This is a genomic window from Streptomyces sp. NPDC048349 (assembly GCF_040651925.1).
Taxonomy (GTDB): domain Bacteria; phylum Actinomycetota; class Actinomycetes; order Streptomycetales; family Streptomycetaceae; genus Streptomyces.
Window position 1 is genome coordinate 63389 of record NZ_JBEZLA010000038.1, and the last position, 13118, is coordinate 76506.

The window sequence follows — 13118 nt, forward strand, 5'->3', positions numbered from 1 at the left end:
ACGACCCCTGTCAGGCGGCTATCGGCATATGCCGAAGCGGGCACAGTGGCAGCACGGCGTGAGGGGGGAGCGCGGTATGCGGCAGCGACGCCGTCACGAGGGGCCCGGCGAGGGGCGCAGGCCCGTGGCCGTCCTGCTGAGCCCGCGGCCCGCCGTGGTGGCGGCCGCCCGCCGTGCGGGCGCCCGCACCGTGGTGGTCGCGCCTGATCCACCGGTGCCATCCGACCGTGAGGGGGCGGAGCGGCGGGTACGGACGGACTGGCGCGACCACCGCCTCCTCGTCGCGGCGGTCGGCCGGATCGATGCGGTGCGCCACGGCCGCGCCGCCGTCTTCGGTTTCGACGCCGCCGGAGCCCTCGCCGCCGCCCGGGCCAACGAGGAACTGGGCCTGCCCGGCACCCCCGCCGCAGCCGTGGCTGCCCTCATGGACAAGGCCGCCCTGCGTGCCCGCTCCAACGGCCTGCACCCGGGCCGGCCCGTCTCCTTCGCCCGCTGCGGACGCGCCGAGACCCTCCCGTTCGTCGCCACCCTCATCGGCTACCCCTGCGTGATCAAGCCGCGGGCGGGCGCCGACGGCGAAGGGGTCCGGCTCGTCCACGACGAAGCCGAGGCGCGGGCCGCCGCCGACGGCTACCCCGAGATCACCGACCTGCTCGTCGAGGAGTACCTGGAAGGGCCGGAGCTGACGGTCGAAACCCTCTCCCGCGCCGGACGCCACCGCATCCTGGGCTGGTCCCGGCGCCTGCCCGGCCCCCGCCTCACCGCCGCCGGCCACGACCTGCCGGTCGCCCTGGACCCGGGGACCGCGCAGGCCGTACGGGCCCTCGTACGGGGGGTCCTCGACCTCGCCGGACACCACGACGGCCCCTCCCACACCGAGGTCATCCTCACCGCGCACGGCCCGCGCCTCGTCGAGGCCCACGCCCGCCCCGGCGGCGAGGAGTTCGGCCGGCTGCTGCGGGCCGCCCACGGCACCGACGTGCTCGCCCTCGCGCTCGCCGCCGGGCTGGGCCTGCCCGACCCGGTGCGCAGCCCGCGCGCCACGTACGCCGGGCTGCGGTACGTGGACTTCCCGCCCGGCACCGGCCCCCGCGGGGTCCGGCCGGGGATCGCCGCGGCGCGGGCGGTGCCGGGCGTGCTGCGGGTCCAGCTGGAGATCCCGCCCGGCGCCACCGTCCACCGTGCCCCGACGGGCGGCCTGCACCACGCGTACGTCCTGGCCACCGCGCCGACCGCGGGCGCACTGGCCCGCACCCTGGACCGGGCCGCCGGCCTGATGCGGCCCGCGGACCGGCGGACCGGCCGGCTCCGTCAGCTCCCCCAGCTCCCTCAGCTGCGTCAGCCGGAAGGCTTCGCGTAGTCGGCGAAGCCGGTCCAGTCCAGCGTCACGCAGGGCTCGTCGCCCAGCACCCACGCGTTGTGCCCCGGCGGCACGCGCATGTAGTCGCCGGGGCCGAACTCGGCGCTCTCACCGCCGTCCATCACGACCTTCATGCGGCCGCTCACCACGTACCCGGTGTGGTCGGCCCGGCAGCTGTCCGTCCCGGCCAGCGGCTTGATGTGCTCCGACCACTTCCAGCCCGGCTCGAAGGTGGCGCGCCCGACGGCGCCGTCGCCCGTCTCCAGCAACTGCAGCTTGCCCTTGCCGTCGACGAACGGCCGGGTCTCGTCCGCCTGGTCGAAGCTCTTGGACACCATTTCGGCCATGATCCACCGCCCACGGGAGGAGTACACCCCGAGTCCACTCCTCACGCTACGCGCGAAGGCCGTTCCTCACCGCCGGAGCGAGCGCCCGAATCCCGAGGCCAGCGGCATCCGCAGACCCAGCGGAGGGGGAGCGGCCAGGGCGTCGGTCACCGGCCGCGAGTACCGTCCCGAGCACACCGCGCCCAGGATGAAGTCCACGGCCAGGGCGACGACTTCCGGCTGGTGCTCGCGCAGTCCGTGTCCGTCCGAGTGGACCTCGAACCGGCACGTGGAACGATTCGCCTTCTTGGCCCGCGCGGCCAGCTGAAACGATGCCTCCGGGTCGCTGCGCGCGTCGTTCGTGCCGTGCACGATCAGCACCTGCCGGCCCGAGAGCTGTTTCACCGGTTCAGGGGAGCCCGTCAGGTCAGGAGAGCCCGTCACGGCCGTCGCCCCTAAGCAAGGGGCCAGGGAGACCACCGAGTTGACGGCATCGTGGCCCGCCGCCCGCAGCGCGGCCAGGCCGCCCGCGCCGTACCCGGCCAGGCACACGGGCACGTCCCCGTAGCGCCGTACCGCCTCGTCGGCCGCCCACCCCGCCTGCTCCTCGCGGGAGGCGTCGCCGCCGTGGACGACGGTGTGCGCGACCAGCCCCTCCGCCCCGCCCGCCCGGGCCAGCGCCCGCCCGAGCGGCCGCAGCGGGCCGGGGGAGAATCTGGACGCTCCGGGGAGCAGGAGGACCACACCAGTGACCGTGTATCCCGAGCCGTTCGCTCCGGCTGCCCGCCCCAGGCGGGCCCCGCGCGCCGGCGGCGCATGCTGTGCCATGGCGGAACAGTCTCAGACACCGAGGTGTACGACACCGGTCCGTGCGGTCTCTGTTACATATCGGCGCTCGCGGCCGGGCCCCGCTCTACGCGCGTAGGAGTTAGAGTGCCCAGATGACGAGCGAGACCCCCAACCTGCCGACCCCGGATCAGATCCGCCGCTCCCCGAAGGTGCTCCTGCACGATCACCTCGACGGTGGACTGCGCCCCGGGACCATCCTCGAGCTGGCCCGCGAGGTCGGCTACGAGAACCTCCCCGAGACCGACGCCGACAAGCTCGGCATCTGGTTCCGGGAAGCCGCCGACTCCGGCTCCCTCCCGCGCTACCTGGAGACCTTCGCGCACACCTGCGCGGTCATGCAGACGAAGGAGGCCCTCTTCCGGGTCGCCGCCGAGTGCGCCGAGGACCTGGCCGAGGACGGCGTCGTGTACGCCGAGATCCGCTACGCCCCCGAGCAGCACCTGGAAGCCGGCCTGACCCTCGAAGAGGTCGTCGAGGCCGTGAACGACGGCTTCCGCGAGGGCGAGCGGCGTGCGAAGGCCAACGGCCACCGCATCCGCGTCGGCGCCCTGCTGACCGCGATGCGCCACGCCGCCCGTGCGCTGGAGATCGCGGAGCTGGCCAACCGCTACCGCGACAACGGCGTGGTCGGCTTCGACATCGCCGGCGCCGAGGCCGGGTTCCCCCCCACCCGCCACCTCGACGCCTTCGAGTACCTCAAGCGCGAGAACAACCACTTCACGATCCATGCGGGCGAGGCCTTCGGCCTGCCGTCGATCTGGCAGGCCCTTCAGTGGTGCGGCGCCGACCGCCTCGGCCACGGCGTGAAGATCATCGACGACATCGAGGTCGCCGAGGACGGCTCCGTGACGCTGGGCCGTCTGGCCTCGTACGTCCGGGACAAGCGCATCCCCCTGGAGATGTGCCCGACCTCGAACCTGCAGACCGCCGCGGCCGCCTCGTACGCCGAGCACCCGATCGGCCTGCTGCGCAAGCTGCACTTCAGGCTCACGGTCAACACCGACAACCGCCTGATGAGCGGCACCAGCATGAGCCGCGAGTTCGAGCACCTCGTGGACACCTTCGGCTACACGCTGGACGACATGCAGTGGTTCACCGTCAATGCGATGAAGTCCGCGTTCATTCCTTTCGATGAACGACTGGCCATGATCAACGAGGTCATCAAGCCCGGTTATGCGGAGCTGAAGTCGGAGTGGCTGTTCCAGCAGACCGCCTCCACCAGCGGTTCCGTCTCGGCTTAGGCCACGGCATGACGTACTGAAAGGGCCCGGGAGGAGCAATTCCCGGGTCCTTTCTCATATTTACGGATGTTTGCGGGCGGGGGTTTGAAGTGACTAGTTTGCGGAGCCGCTCAATTCCCCGTCGCAAGGACACGTTTTCATGAAGCAGTCAGCTGCCAAGATCCTCGGTGCCGCCGCTCTCGGCGCCGCCTTCGCCGCCGCAGCCGCCGGTACCGCCTCGGCCGTCCCGGCCGTGGGCCTCGCCGACACGCTGGGCACGGCCACCGGTGCGCTCCAGGGCGTCACCAGCCAGCAGCAGATGAACTCCGAGGAGGGTGGACAGCCGAGCGACCCCACCGCCGCGGTCACCGGCCTGCTGGGCCCGGTCACCGGAGCCCTCAACGGCTGACGCCGCCCCGACGCGAACGCACCCACGGCGGTCGCACGCCCCTTCGACGGGGTGTGTGTGCCGCCGTGCGGTGTGTCACGATCGCCACCAACTGCCCGCCGACGCACGCGGTATGAGGTCCTTGGTCATGCGCATGAAGGTACGAGCGACCGTGGTCGCGCTGGTCCCCGCCCTGCTCCTGGCCGCGGTCGGATGCGGCGGTACGAACGGCCCCGACAGCGCCCCGCCGGGCAAGGGGCCGGACCCCAAGGGCTCCGCGAGCCACGCCTCCGGCGCGCCCGGCGCCCCCGCCCCGGCCTCCCCGGGCGGATCCGCCGCGCCCAAGACCGGCGGCAGCAAGGCGGAGCGGTCCGCGCTGGAACAGGGCGACCTGCCCGGCTACCAGATCTCCGCGCAGGGCAAGAACCCGAACGCCCCGGACGGCCAGCCCCAGGCGGACAAGAAGGCCTGCCAGCCGCTGGCCGACATCATGGGCGACGAGCCCGACCCGGCCGCGCGCGAGACCGTCAACCGGGGCGTCGGCTCCCAGAAGCAGGTCGGACTCGCCGTCTCCGCCTCCGTCAGCTCCTACACCGAGAGCGACGCGAAGGCCCTGATCGCCCGGCTCAAGGCCGCCGTGCCCGCCTGCGGTACGGGATTCACCGCCACGGTCGAGAAGCAGACCGGCAGCTACCGCGACGTGCGGGCCGCCGACTACCGCACGGCCGGCGACGAAAGCGTCAGCTGGACCACGACCGCGGCCGCCCAGGGCGTCTCCGCCCAGGTCCACCTGGTCGTCGTGCGCGAGGGCGACACCATCGTGCGGCTCATGGCCCTCAACGTGGCGGCGGCCCAGCAGAAGACGCAGGTGCCGCAGGAGGTCGCCGACAAGCAGGTGGAAAAGGTCAAGCGAGCCGGTTGACCGGGCTCGGGCCTCCGCCCGGCCCCGCGTCCCCCGGCCCTTTCGGGCCGGCCGCGCTCTACCAGGCGGTGGAGGCGGTCTTCTCGTTCGGCAGGAGCAGCCACAGCGCCAGGTAGACCAGGAACTGCGGGCCGGGCAGCAGGCACGAGACGACGAATATGAGGCGCATCGTGTTGGCGGACATTCCGAAACGCCGGGCCAGTCCGGCGCAGACGCCGCCGATCCATCGACCGTCACGGGGGCGGACAAGGGCGCTCATGGGATTCTCCTTCATCGGGATCGCTCTCTTGCGATGCCTCAATATTCCCGGGGAACCGCCGAAAGAACGTCGGTCCACGGACCGAGCCCGACCCTGGTAATTCTCGGGGTGCCCCCCTGATAAGCGGTGCGTGAGCGCCGCAGTCGCGCCCGCAGCGCCGGTACGACGGCCGCGTGCGCGAGCACCACGCCGACGGTGTTCAGCAGGACCGAGTCCACGTCGACCACCTGGCCGGGCACCGCGGTCTGGAGCATCTCGATGCACACCGACACCAGCGCCCCCGCGGCCGCGGTCCGGGCCAGCGAGGACCACGCGGACAGCGCCGAGGGCGCGAGCCGTCCGCTGACCAGCGGCAGCAGCACGCCCAGCGGGGCCAGCAGCGCCAGCCCCTCGCCGATCCGGCGGGCGCCCTCCAGCGGTCCGTAGGCGAGGTCCGCCCGGATCCCCTCGAGGGGGTTCAGATTCGCGGCCGCGGCCCAGGGCACGTCCAGTGGTCGCAGCGTCAGCCAGCCGACGACCAGGAGATGGGCGGCCAGGAGGGCGAGGCCCAGGAGCCGGAACCGGGGATGAATGGCGGTGGCGGCGCTGCCGCCGGCCTCATGACGCTGCACACCTGCGAGGACGCACCGGCCGGTAGCGGCGGTTCCGCCCCGGAAGGGGTGTGGTGGGCAGCACGTACGGGGACGGCGCGGGCCGGTCAGCCGTGGCGAGCAGCACGTACGGGGGCGCGCGCGGGCCGGTCAGCCCGTGGCGAGCAGCACGATCAGCAGGACGGCGCCCGCCACGGCCGGCGCGATGATCTCGTAGGACCAGTGCACGCGCACGCTGCCCTGGGCGCCGGCCCGCGCCGCTCCGCGCTCGGCGAGATCCCGCAGCTCGTCCACGACCTTGTCGGCGCCGGCCCGCTGCGGCCGGGCCGCCGCGTCCTGCGCCTGGGGGTCGGGGGCGGACATGCCGCGGCCGGTGAGCCCGCCGCGGCGGCTGAGCTGGCCGCGGCTGGCCTTCTTCCGTTCCCGCAGCGAGACGGGGACGGACCAGAGCTGGTACTTCGAACCCTCGGCCAGCACCTCCGCCGAGTACCCGGCGCGCACCGCGTCCACGGCCGCCCAGGGCAGCTCGATGACCCGGAAGGGATTCCGTACGCGCATCCGGTCGTCATTGGCGAAGACGGCGGGGCGGATCGTGAAGGCGACGATCAGCGGCACCACGCACAGCGCCAGCGCGAGGGCGACCCACGGGGTGTTACCGGAGCCGCGCACCACCGCGTCGCCGCAGAGCCACGCGGTCAGCGCGAGCAGCAGCACCCCGGTGACCACGGCCGAGGAGGAGCGGTAGACCCGGTCGTCGTAGACCGGCTCGTCGGCCGGTGGCTGCTGGCTGCTCATGCGGTCGATTCTGCCCCACGCCGTCTCACCCCACGAGATCGGCGTACAGAATGATGTTGTCGGCCCGGTGGCCGTCGGTGATCCGGCCGCCGCAGGTGATGACGCGCAGCTCCGGGCGCTCGGTGTCGCCGTAGACCTTGTCGGTGGGGAACCGCTTCTTGTCGACCTGCTCCAGCTCGCGGACGCGGAAGACGGCGGTGCTGCCGTCCGCCCGGGAGACGGTGATCTCGTCGCCGGTGCGGACGCGCGAGACGTCCTTGAGGACGGCCGGACCGCGGACCGTGTCGAAGTGGCCGATCAGCACGGCGGGGCCGGTCTCGCCGGGGGTGACGCCCTTGCCGTACCAGCCGATCTTGTCCCCGTCGGCCACGGACGGCACCTCGACCGTGCCGTCGGCGGCCAGCCCCAGCTCCGGCAGCGGCGAGGCGTCCACCCCGGCCGCGGGGATCCGTACGCGTACGGGCGCGGAGGCGGGCAGCGGGGTGGCGGCCGGCGCCGGAGCCGCGGGCGCGGCCGTGGGCGTGACGGCGGGCGGGGCGGCGTCCGCGGGCGGGGCGGGGGTGCGGGCGGCCGGGCCGCAGCCGGTCAGGGCGGCGGCGACGAGGACGACGGCGAGAGGGGCGGCGGCGAGCAGGGGGCGGACGGCGAGCAGCGGGCGGACGGCGAGCGGGGGGCGGACGGCGCGGTGGGCCATGGGGACGCTCCGGGAAAACGGGCTCCGGCGGGCCACCGGGGACGGTGGCCCGCCGGGGGCGGGGCGGGGTACGAGGGGGCGTCAGCCCTGGGCGCGGCGCCGACGCAGGGCCACGCTCGCGCCGAGTGCGCCGAAGACCGCGATCAGGCCGGCGCCGGCCGCGGCGGCGGTGGCGTTGTCGGTGTCCTCGGCCGCCGTGGAGGGGATCTCGGCGCCCGCGGCGACCGCGCCCGTGGGCACGACCGAGGTCTGGCCCGCGTTCTGCGCCTTCGGGGCGGGGGCGGGGGCGGCGGCCGTCGGGGAGGCGGCGGGGGCGGCGGCCGTCGGGGAGGCGGCGGGCTTCGGCGCGGCCGCGCCGTCCTTGGCGGAGGGGTCCGTCGCGCCCTTCGGCAGCAGGTAGAAGCCGTTCGAGGCCCCTTCGCCCCGGACGTGGACGTTGAGCCCGTAGCGGCCGTCGCCGGTCTTGGTGAGCGTGTACTCGACGCCGTCGACCACCGCGCGCGGCGCCGAGGGGTCGAGCTTGGCCAGGACGCGGCCCGCCCAGCCGTCGGCCGGCTTCCAGTCCGCGGCGACGGCGCGGATCCAGACCTCGGGGCCCTCGGACTCGTTGCGCAGCACCGCGATCCGGCCCTCGCCCACGAGCACGACCTCGCCGTCGTAGCGCTCGGTGCCCGGGGTACCCGCGGAGGCCGCCGACACCTGCGTCGCGGACGGGGCGGCGGGCGCGGCGAACGCGGTCGCGGCGGGCGCCAGGAACATCCCGGCGAGGGCGGCGGTGACGATCGAGGTGCGGAGGGCGGAACGCATAACGACTCCTGAAGCGTGGGTGAGGAGAGTGGAGGAGAGTCGCATGCCGCGTTGAGTCTGTTCGGTCTGGTTCACCGGGTCAGGTGTGGCGGGCTGCTGAAGAGAAATCTATGGATCTTGTGCGGGCGGACGATCCGCGTCCTGTCATGGCCGCGTAACAGCGCACGCGGGTCCGAGCGGAGGTGTCGATTCCGCACCGGAACCGGCCGAATCCGGGGGAGGGGGTGACAGGTCGCTACGCGCGTAGATATGCTCATGTGGTGACCATGCCCACCACCCTCACCGCATTCGCTGACGTGACGACGTCCGACAGTGCGCTGCGCCGCTTCCTGCACGGGCTGCCCGGCGTCGACGCAGTCGGACTGGAGGCCCGCGCGGCCGCCCTCGGCACCCGTTCGATCAAGACGACGGCCAAGGCGTACGCCATCGACCTGGCCATCTCGATGATCGACCTGACGACGCTGGAAGGCGCGGACACCCCGGGCAAGGTCCGGGCGCTCTCCGCCAAGGCCGTCCATCCCGATCCCACCGACCGTACGACGCCCATGACCGCCGCGGTCTGCGTGTACCCCGACATGGTGGCCACCGCGAAGGCCGCCCTGAACGGCGCCGACGTCAAGGTGGCCTCCGTCGCGACCGCCTTCCCGGCCGGCCGCGCCGCGCTGCCCGTCAAGCTCGCCGACACCCGTGACGCCGTCGCAGCCGGCGCCGACGAGATCGACATGGTCATCGACCGTGGCGCCTTCCTCGCCGGCCGCTACCTCGACACGTACGAGCTGATCAGGGCCGTCAAGGAAGCCTGCGTGCGCCCCGACGGCACCGCGGCCCGCCTCAAGGTCATCTTCGAGACCGGCGAGCTGTCGACGTACGACAACATCCGCCGGGCCTCCTGGATCGGCATGCTCGCGGGCGCCGACTTCATCAAGACGTCGACGGGCAAGGTGGGCGTCAACGCCACCCCCGCCAACACGCTGCTCATGCTCGAAGCCGTCCGCGACTTCAAGGCGCAGACTGGAATCCAGATCGGCGTGAAGCCGGCCGGCGGCATCCGGACCACCAAGGACGCGATCAAGTTCCTGGTCCTGGTCAACGAGACCGCGGGCGAGGAGTGGCTGACCAACCAGTGGTTCCGCTTCGGCGCCTCCAGCCTGCTCAACGACCTGTTGATGCAGCGCCAGAAGCTGAGCACCGGCCGTTACTCCGGTCCCGACTACGTGACGGTGGACTGATCACCATGGCATCTGCATTCGAGTACGCACCGGCTCCCGAGTCCCGCTCGGTCGTCGACATCGCCCCCTCCTACGGGCTGTTCATCGACGGCGAGTTCACCGACGCCGCCGACGGCAGGGTCTTCAAGACCGTCTCGCCGTCGTCCGAGGAGGTCCTCGCCGAGGTCGCCCAGGCGGGCGCCGCCGATGTGGACCGCGCAGTCAAGGCCGCCCGCAAGGCCTTCGAGAAGTGGTCCGCGCTGCCCGGCTCCGAGCGCGCCAAGTACCTCTTCCGCATCGCCCGGATCATCCAGGAGCGCAGCCGCGAGCTCGCCGTCCTGGAGACCCTGGACAACGGCAAGCCGATCAAGGAGACCCGCGACGCGGACCTCCCGCTGGTCGCCGCGCACTTCTTCTACTACGCGGGCTGGGCCGACAAGCTCGACCACGCGGGCTACGGGCCCAACCCGCGCCCGCTGGGCGTGGCCGGGCAGGTCATCCCCTGGAACTTCCCCCTCCTGATGCTCGCGTGGAAGATCGCCCCGGCGCTCGCCACCGGCAACACGGTCGTCCTCAAGCCCGCCGAGACCACCCCGCTCTCCGCGCTGTTCTTCGCGGACATCTGCCGCCAGGCCGGCCTGCCCAAGGGCGTCGTCAACATCCTCACCGGGTACGGCGACGCGGGCGCGGCCCTCGTCGAGCACCCCGACGTCAACAAGGTCGCCTTCACCGGCTCGACCGCCGTGGGCAAGAAGATCGCCCGCCACGTCGCCGGCACCGACAAGAAGGTCACCCTGGAGCTGGGCGGCAAGGGCGCCAACATCGTCTTCGACGACGCCCCCATCGACCAGGCCGTCGAGGGCATCGTGGGCGGCATCTTCTTCAACCAGGGCCAGGTCTGCTGCGCCGGATCCCGGCTGCTGGTCCAGGAGTCGATCCACGACGAGCTGCTGGACTCCCTCAAGCGCCGCCTCTCCACGCTGCGCCTGGGCGACCCGCTCGACAAGAACACCGACATCGGTGCGATCAACTCCGCCGAGCAGCTCGCCCGGATCACCGCGCTCGCGGAGACCGGTGAGGCCGAGGGCGCCGAGCGCTGGTCCCCGGCGTGCGAGCTGCCGTCCGCCGGCTTCTGGTTCGCCCCGACGCTCTTCACGAACGTCACCCAGGCGCACACCGTCGCCCGCGACGAGATCTTCGGCCCGGTGCTGTCGGTGCTGACCTTCCGCACGCCCGACGAGGCCGTCGCCAAGGCCAACAACAGCCAGTACGGCCTGTCCGCGGGCATCTGGACGGAGAAGGGCTCGCGCATCCTCGCGGTCGCGAACAAGCTCCGCGCGGGTGTCGTCTGGGCCAACACGTTCAACAAGTTCGACCCGACCTCGCCCTTCGGCGGCTACAAGGAGTCGGGCTTCGGCCGCGAGGGCGGCCGCCACGGCCTGGAGGGCTACCTCGCCCCGTCGAACCCGAAGGGTGAGCGCTGATGAGTGCTGTTGAGTCTTCTGCGACCCGTCTGAACGTCTTCAAGACCTACAAGCTGTACGTCGGGGGCAAGTTCCCCCGCTCCGAGAGCGGCCGGGTGTACGAGGTGAGTGACTCGAAGGGCAAGTGGCTGGCCAACGCCCCGCTGTCCTCCCGCAAGGACGCGCGTGACGCGGTCGTGGCCGCCCGCAAGGCCTTCGGCGGCTGGTCGGGCGCGACCGCCTACAACCGCGGGCAGATCCTCTACCGCATCGCCGAGATGCTCGAGGGCCGCCGCGACCAGTTCGTGCGCGAGGTCGGCGAGGCCGAGGGCCTGTCCAAGTCCAAGGCCGGCGCAGTCGTGGACGCCGCCATCGACCGCTGGGTCTGGTACGCGGGCTGGACGGACAAGATCGGCCAGATCGTCGGCGGGGCCAACCCCGTCGCGGGCCCGTTCTTCAACCTCTCCACGCCGGAGCCGACCGGCGTCGTCACCGTCGTCGCCCCGCAGGACTCCTCGTTCCTGGGCCTGATCTCGGTGATCGCCCCGGTCATCGCGACGGGCAACACGGCCGTCGTGATCACCTCGGAGAAGGCCCCGCTCCCCGCCCTGTCCCTGGGCGAGGTACTGGCGACCTCCGACCTGCCCGGTGGCGTGGTCAACATCCTGTCCGGCAAGGCCTCCGAGATGGGCCCGCACCTGGCGGCCCACCAGGACGTCAACGCGATCGACCTGGCGGGCGCCGACGCGGCGCTGGCCAAGGAGCTGGAGATCGCCGCGGCCGACAACCTCAAGCGCGTCCTGCGTCCACAGCCTGTGGACGACTGGAGCGCGGACCCGGGCACGTCCCGCATGACGGCGTTCCTGGAGACCAAGACGGTCTGGCACCCGACGGGTTCGCTGGGCTCGGGCGGCTCCTCGTACTAGAAGTCCCCGTACCGGCAGCCCCCCCCGCGAACCGGCCCCGCCAGCGCCCCTCCCCCCAGCCACCGCTGGGAGGGAGGGACGCTGGCGGGGCCTTTCGCGTGGCCCTTCGTGCTCCCCTGCGGGCCCCTACTGGGGCAGGACCGGCCCGAGCAGCGAGCCGACGGCCGCAGTGGGCAGCTCGCCGACGGAGGGCCCCTGCGTCAGGACGCCGGTCACCATGCCGGTGCCCACGGCCGGGAAGTCCGCGACCTTGGTGGCCACGCCGTTGTCCAGCGGGTCCACGCCGGTGTGGGCCAGCGGGTTCACCTTGAGGTTCGAGACCGGCTCCGTGACCCCGGCCAGCGCCGCCTGGACATCGAGCTCGCCGGCCTGGGCGCCGCCCGCGGCCATCGCGAGCGCGGCGCCCGCCATCGAGAGGGTGAGGCCTGCGGAGCGCAGCGCGGAGGTGTGGGGAGCTGCGTGACGTGCCATGGGGTTCCCGCCTGTGGTCGTAGTCGCGTGCGCACGCAGCGTAGTTGACATGTGATCCTCGATACCAACCGGCCACCGGAGGGATCCCCTGCAGGGGTTAATGCTTCAGACTGGTGTCCCGTGAGCTGTTCTTCTCCCCTGCCGACGCGCGTCGTGCTGCTGACCGGCCCCTCGGGGTCCGGCAAGTCCTCGCTGGCGGCCCGCTCGGGCCTGCCCGTACTGCGCCTGGACGACTTCTACAAGGAGGGGGACGACCCGACCCTCCCGCTGGTGGAGGGGAGCTCGGACATCGACTGGGACTCCCCCCTCTCCTGGGACGCGGACACCGCCGTCGCGGCGATCGAGGAGCTGTGCGCGGCGGGCCGTACGCAGGTCCCCGTCTACGACATCGCGACGTCCTCCCGGACCGGGACGGAGGCGCTGGACATCTCCCGGACCCCGCTGTTCATCGCCGAGGGCATCTTCGCGGCCGACATCGTCGCCCGGTGCCAGGAGCTCGGGCTGCTCGCCGACGCCATCTGCCTGCGGGGCCGCCCCTCGACGACCTTCCGGCGCCGCCTCCTGCGGGACCTGCGCGAGGGCCGCAAGTCGGTGCTGTTCCTGCTGCGCAGGGGCTACCGGCTGATGCGGGCCGAGCGGGGCATCGTGGCCCGGCACACCGCGCTCGGAGCCCACGCCTGCGGCCGCGACGAGGCACTCGGCCGCCTGGCCGCCGCAGCGGCGGGCCGCCACCGCACGGCCACTCCGGCCTAGGGGGTGTCTGACGGAGGTCCGTGGTGAAGGAGCGGTGTCCGGTGCGTGCTCTCGGCGTGCCGGCCGGATGCCCCCGTACTGGACGTA

Annotated in this window: 16 protein-coding genes; 8 read left to right on the forward strand and 8 right to left on the reverse strand. The window is 72.9% G+C overall.

All coding sequences use genetic code 11. The annotated features are described in order from the left end of the window. Window positions 1-76: 76 nt before the first annotated feature. The gene (locus AB0D44_RS21340) at window positions 77-1360 is read left to right on the forward strand and encodes an ATP-grasp domain-containing protein (protein ID WP_362593205.1); all 1284 of its coding nucleotides are present in this window, start codon (window positions 77-79) and stop codon (window positions 1358-1360) included. On the opposite strand, the gene AB0D44_RS21345 is transcribed toward AB0D44_RS21340, so the two are convergent. Together AB0D44_RS21345 and AB0D44_RS21350 are read right to left on the reverse strand one after the other, a co-directional pair. Further along, window positions 1339-1707 (reverse strand): cupin domain-containing protein, encoded by a 369-nt coding sequence (locus AB0D44_RS21345; protein ID WP_362593259.1) that lies wholly within the window; start codon window positions 1705-1707, stop codon window positions 1339-1341. The genes AB0D44_RS21340 and AB0D44_RS21345 overlap by 22 nt on opposite strands. A gap of 66 nt (window positions 1708-1773) precedes the next feature. Beyond that, entirely contained in the window at window positions 1774-2514 is a 741-nt protein-coding gene (locus AB0D44_RS21350) for an alpha/beta hydrolase (protein WP_362593208.1), read from the reverse strand. Window positions 2515-2627: 113 nt separating this feature from the next. On the opposite strand from AB0D44_RS21350, the gene AB0D44_RS21355 reads away from it, so the two are divergent. The 3 genes from AB0D44_RS21355 (at window position 2628) to AB0D44_RS21365 (ending at window position 5065) form a co-directional block, all read left to right on the forward strand. Next, window positions 2628-3776 (forward strand): adenosine deaminase, encoded by a 1149-nt coding sequence (locus AB0D44_RS21355; RefSeq protein ID WP_362593211.1) that lies wholly within the window; start codon window positions 2628-2630, stop codon window positions 3774-3776. Window positions 3777-3915: 139 nt separating this feature from the next. Continuing rightward, a complete protein-coding gene (locus AB0D44_RS21360; RefSeq protein ID WP_362593213.1) occupies window positions 3916-4164 on the forward strand; it encodes a hypothetical protein in 249 nt (82 codons plus the stop codon). 133 nt (window positions 4165-4297) lie between these two features. After that, window positions 4298-5065, forward strand: a complete 768-nt coding sequence (locus tag AB0D44_RS21365; protein ID WP_362593215.1) for a hypothetical protein — start codon at window positions 4298-4300, stop codon at window positions 5063-5065. A gap of 58 nt (window positions 5066-5123) precedes the next feature. Here the strand turns inward: AB0D44_RS21365 and AB0D44_RS21370 are convergent, their stop codons facing one another. The 5 genes from AB0D44_RS21370 to AB0D44_RS21390 all read right to left on the reverse strand — a co-directional run bounded on the left by AB0D44_RS21370 (window position 5124) and on the right by AB0D44_RS21390 (window position 8210). Next, complete coding sequence (locus AB0D44_RS21370; protein WP_362593218.1) at window positions 5124-5324, reverse strand: PspC domain-containing protein; 201 nt, start codon at window positions 5322-5324, stop codon at window positions 5124-5126. Between the two features lie 38 nt (window positions 5325-5362). Continuing rightward, window positions 5363-5935: a VanZ family protein gene (locus AB0D44_RS21375; protein WP_362593221.1), complete on the reverse strand. Its 573-nt coding sequence runs from the start codon at window positions 5933-5935 to the stop codon at window positions 5363-5365. Between the two features lie 129 nt (window positions 5936-6064). After that, entirely contained in the window at window positions 6065-6709 is a 645-nt protein-coding gene (locus tag AB0D44_RS21380; RefSeq protein WP_362593224.1) for a PH domain-containing protein, read from the reverse strand. Window positions 6710-6734: 25 nt separating this feature from the next. Next, window positions 6735-7403, reverse strand: a complete 669-nt coding sequence (locus AB0D44_RS21385; protein ID WP_362593227.1) for a class F sortase — start codon at window positions 7401-7403, stop codon at window positions 6735-6737. An 81-nt stretch (window positions 7404-7484) separates the two neighbouring features. After that, the gene (locus AB0D44_RS21390) at window positions 7485-8210 is read right to left on the reverse strand and encodes a hypothetical protein (RefSeq protein ID WP_362593230.1); all 726 of its coding nucleotides are present in this window, start codon (window positions 8208-8210) and stop codon (window positions 7485-7487) included. Window positions 8211-8476: 266 nt separating this feature from the next. Here AB0D44_RS21390 and deoC point away from each other — a divergent pair, with 266 nt between their 5' ends. The 3 genes from deoC to AB0D44_RS21405 are packed head-to-tail and all read left to right on the forward strand — an operon-like array spanning window position 8477 to window position 11807. Continuing rightward, window positions 8477-9439 (forward strand): deoxyribose-phosphate aldolase, encoded by a 963-nt coding sequence (deoC, locus tag AB0D44_RS21395; RefSeq protein ID WP_362593261.1) that lies wholly within the window; start codon window positions 8477-8479, stop codon window positions 9437-9439. Window positions 9440-9444: 5 nt separating this feature from the next. Beyond that, the gene (locus AB0D44_RS21400) at window positions 9445-10902 is read left to right on the forward strand and encodes an aldehyde dehydrogenase family protein (RefSeq protein WP_362593233.1); all 1458 of its coding nucleotides are present in this window, start codon (window positions 9445-9447) and stop codon (window positions 10900-10902) included. Continuing rightward, window positions 10902-11807: an aldehyde dehydrogenase family protein gene (locus tag AB0D44_RS21405; protein WP_362593236.1), complete on the forward strand. Its 906-nt coding sequence runs from the start codon at window positions 10902-10904 to the stop codon at window positions 11805-11807. The genes AB0D44_RS21400 and AB0D44_RS21405 overlap by 1 nt, the downstream gene beginning before the upstream one ends. Before the next feature lie 126 nt (window positions 11808-11933). Here the strand turns inward: AB0D44_RS21405 and AB0D44_RS21410 are convergent, their stop codons facing one another. Next, window positions 11934-12278 carry a hypothetical protein gene (locus tag AB0D44_RS21410; RefSeq protein ID WP_362593239.1) on the reverse strand — a complete coding sequence of 115 codons (345 nt, stop codon included), beginning with the start codon at window positions 12276-12278 and terminating at the stop codon, window positions 11934-11936. Between the two features lie 54 nt (window positions 12279-12332). On the opposite strand from AB0D44_RS21410, the gene AB0D44_RS21415 reads away from it, so the two are divergent. Then, complete coding sequence (locus AB0D44_RS21415; protein WP_362593264.1) at window positions 12333-13031, forward strand: uridine kinase; 699 nt, start codon at window positions 12333-12335, stop codon at window positions 13029-13031. The last annotated feature ends 87 nt before the right edge of the window (window positions 13032-13118 follow it).

Excerpts from the sequence above, each read along its gene's own strand:
- AB0D44_RS21340 (WP_362593205.1), top strand. The coding sequence starts at position 77 with ATGCGGCAGCGACGCCGTCACGAGGGGCCCGGCGAGGGGCGCAGGCCC.
- AB0D44_RS21345 (WP_362593259.1), bottom strand. The coding sequence starts at position 1,707 with ATGGCCGAAATGGTGTCCAAGAGCTTCGACCAGGCGGACGAGACCCGG.
- AB0D44_RS21350 (WP_362593208.1), bottom strand. The coding sequence starts at position 2,514 with ATGGCACAGCATGCGCCGCCGGCGCGCGGGGCCCGCCTGGGGCGGGCA.
- AB0D44_RS21355 (WP_362593211.1), top strand. The coding sequence starts at position 2,628 with ATGACGAGCGAGACCCCCAACCTGCCGACCCCGGATCAGATCCGCCGC.
- AB0D44_RS21360 (WP_362593213.1), top strand. The coding sequence starts at position 3,916 with ATGAAGCAGTCAGCTGCCAAGATCCTCGGTGCCGCCGCTCTCGGCGCC.
- AB0D44_RS21365 (WP_362593215.1), top strand. The coding sequence starts at position 4,298 with ATGAAGGTACGAGCGACCGTGGTCGCGCTGGTCCCCGCCCTGCTCCTG.
- AB0D44_RS21370 (WP_362593218.1), bottom strand. The coding sequence starts at position 5,324 with ATGAGCGCCCTTGTCCGCCCCCGTGACGGTCGATGGATCGGCGGCGTC.
- AB0D44_RS21380 (WP_362593224.1), bottom strand. The coding sequence starts at position 6,709 with ATGAGCAGCCAGCAGCCACCGGCCGACGAGCCGGTCTACGACGACCGG.
- AB0D44_RS21385 (WP_362593227.1), bottom strand. The coding sequence starts at position 7,403 with ATGGCCCACCGCGCCGTCCGCCCCCCGCTCGCCGTCCGCCCGCTGCTC.
- AB0D44_RS21390 (WP_362593230.1), bottom strand. The coding sequence starts at position 8,210 with ATGCGTTCCGCCCTCCGCACCTCGATCGTCACCGCCGCCCTCGCCGGG.
- deoC (WP_362593261.1), top strand. The coding sequence starts at position 8,477 with ATGCCCACCACCCTCACCGCATTCGCTGACGTGACGACGTCCGACAGT.
- AB0D44_RS21400 (WP_362593233.1), top strand. The coding sequence starts at position 9,445 with ATGGCATCTGCATTCGAGTACGCACCGGCTCCCGAGTCCCGCTCGGTC.
- AB0D44_RS21405 (WP_362593236.1), top strand. The coding sequence starts at position 10,902 with ATGAGTGCTGTTGAGTCTTCTGCGACCCGTCTGAACGTCTTCAAGACC.
- AB0D44_RS21410 (WP_362593239.1), bottom strand. The coding sequence starts at position 12,278 with ATGGCACGTCACGCAGCTCCCCACACCTCCGCGCTGCGCTCCGCAGGC.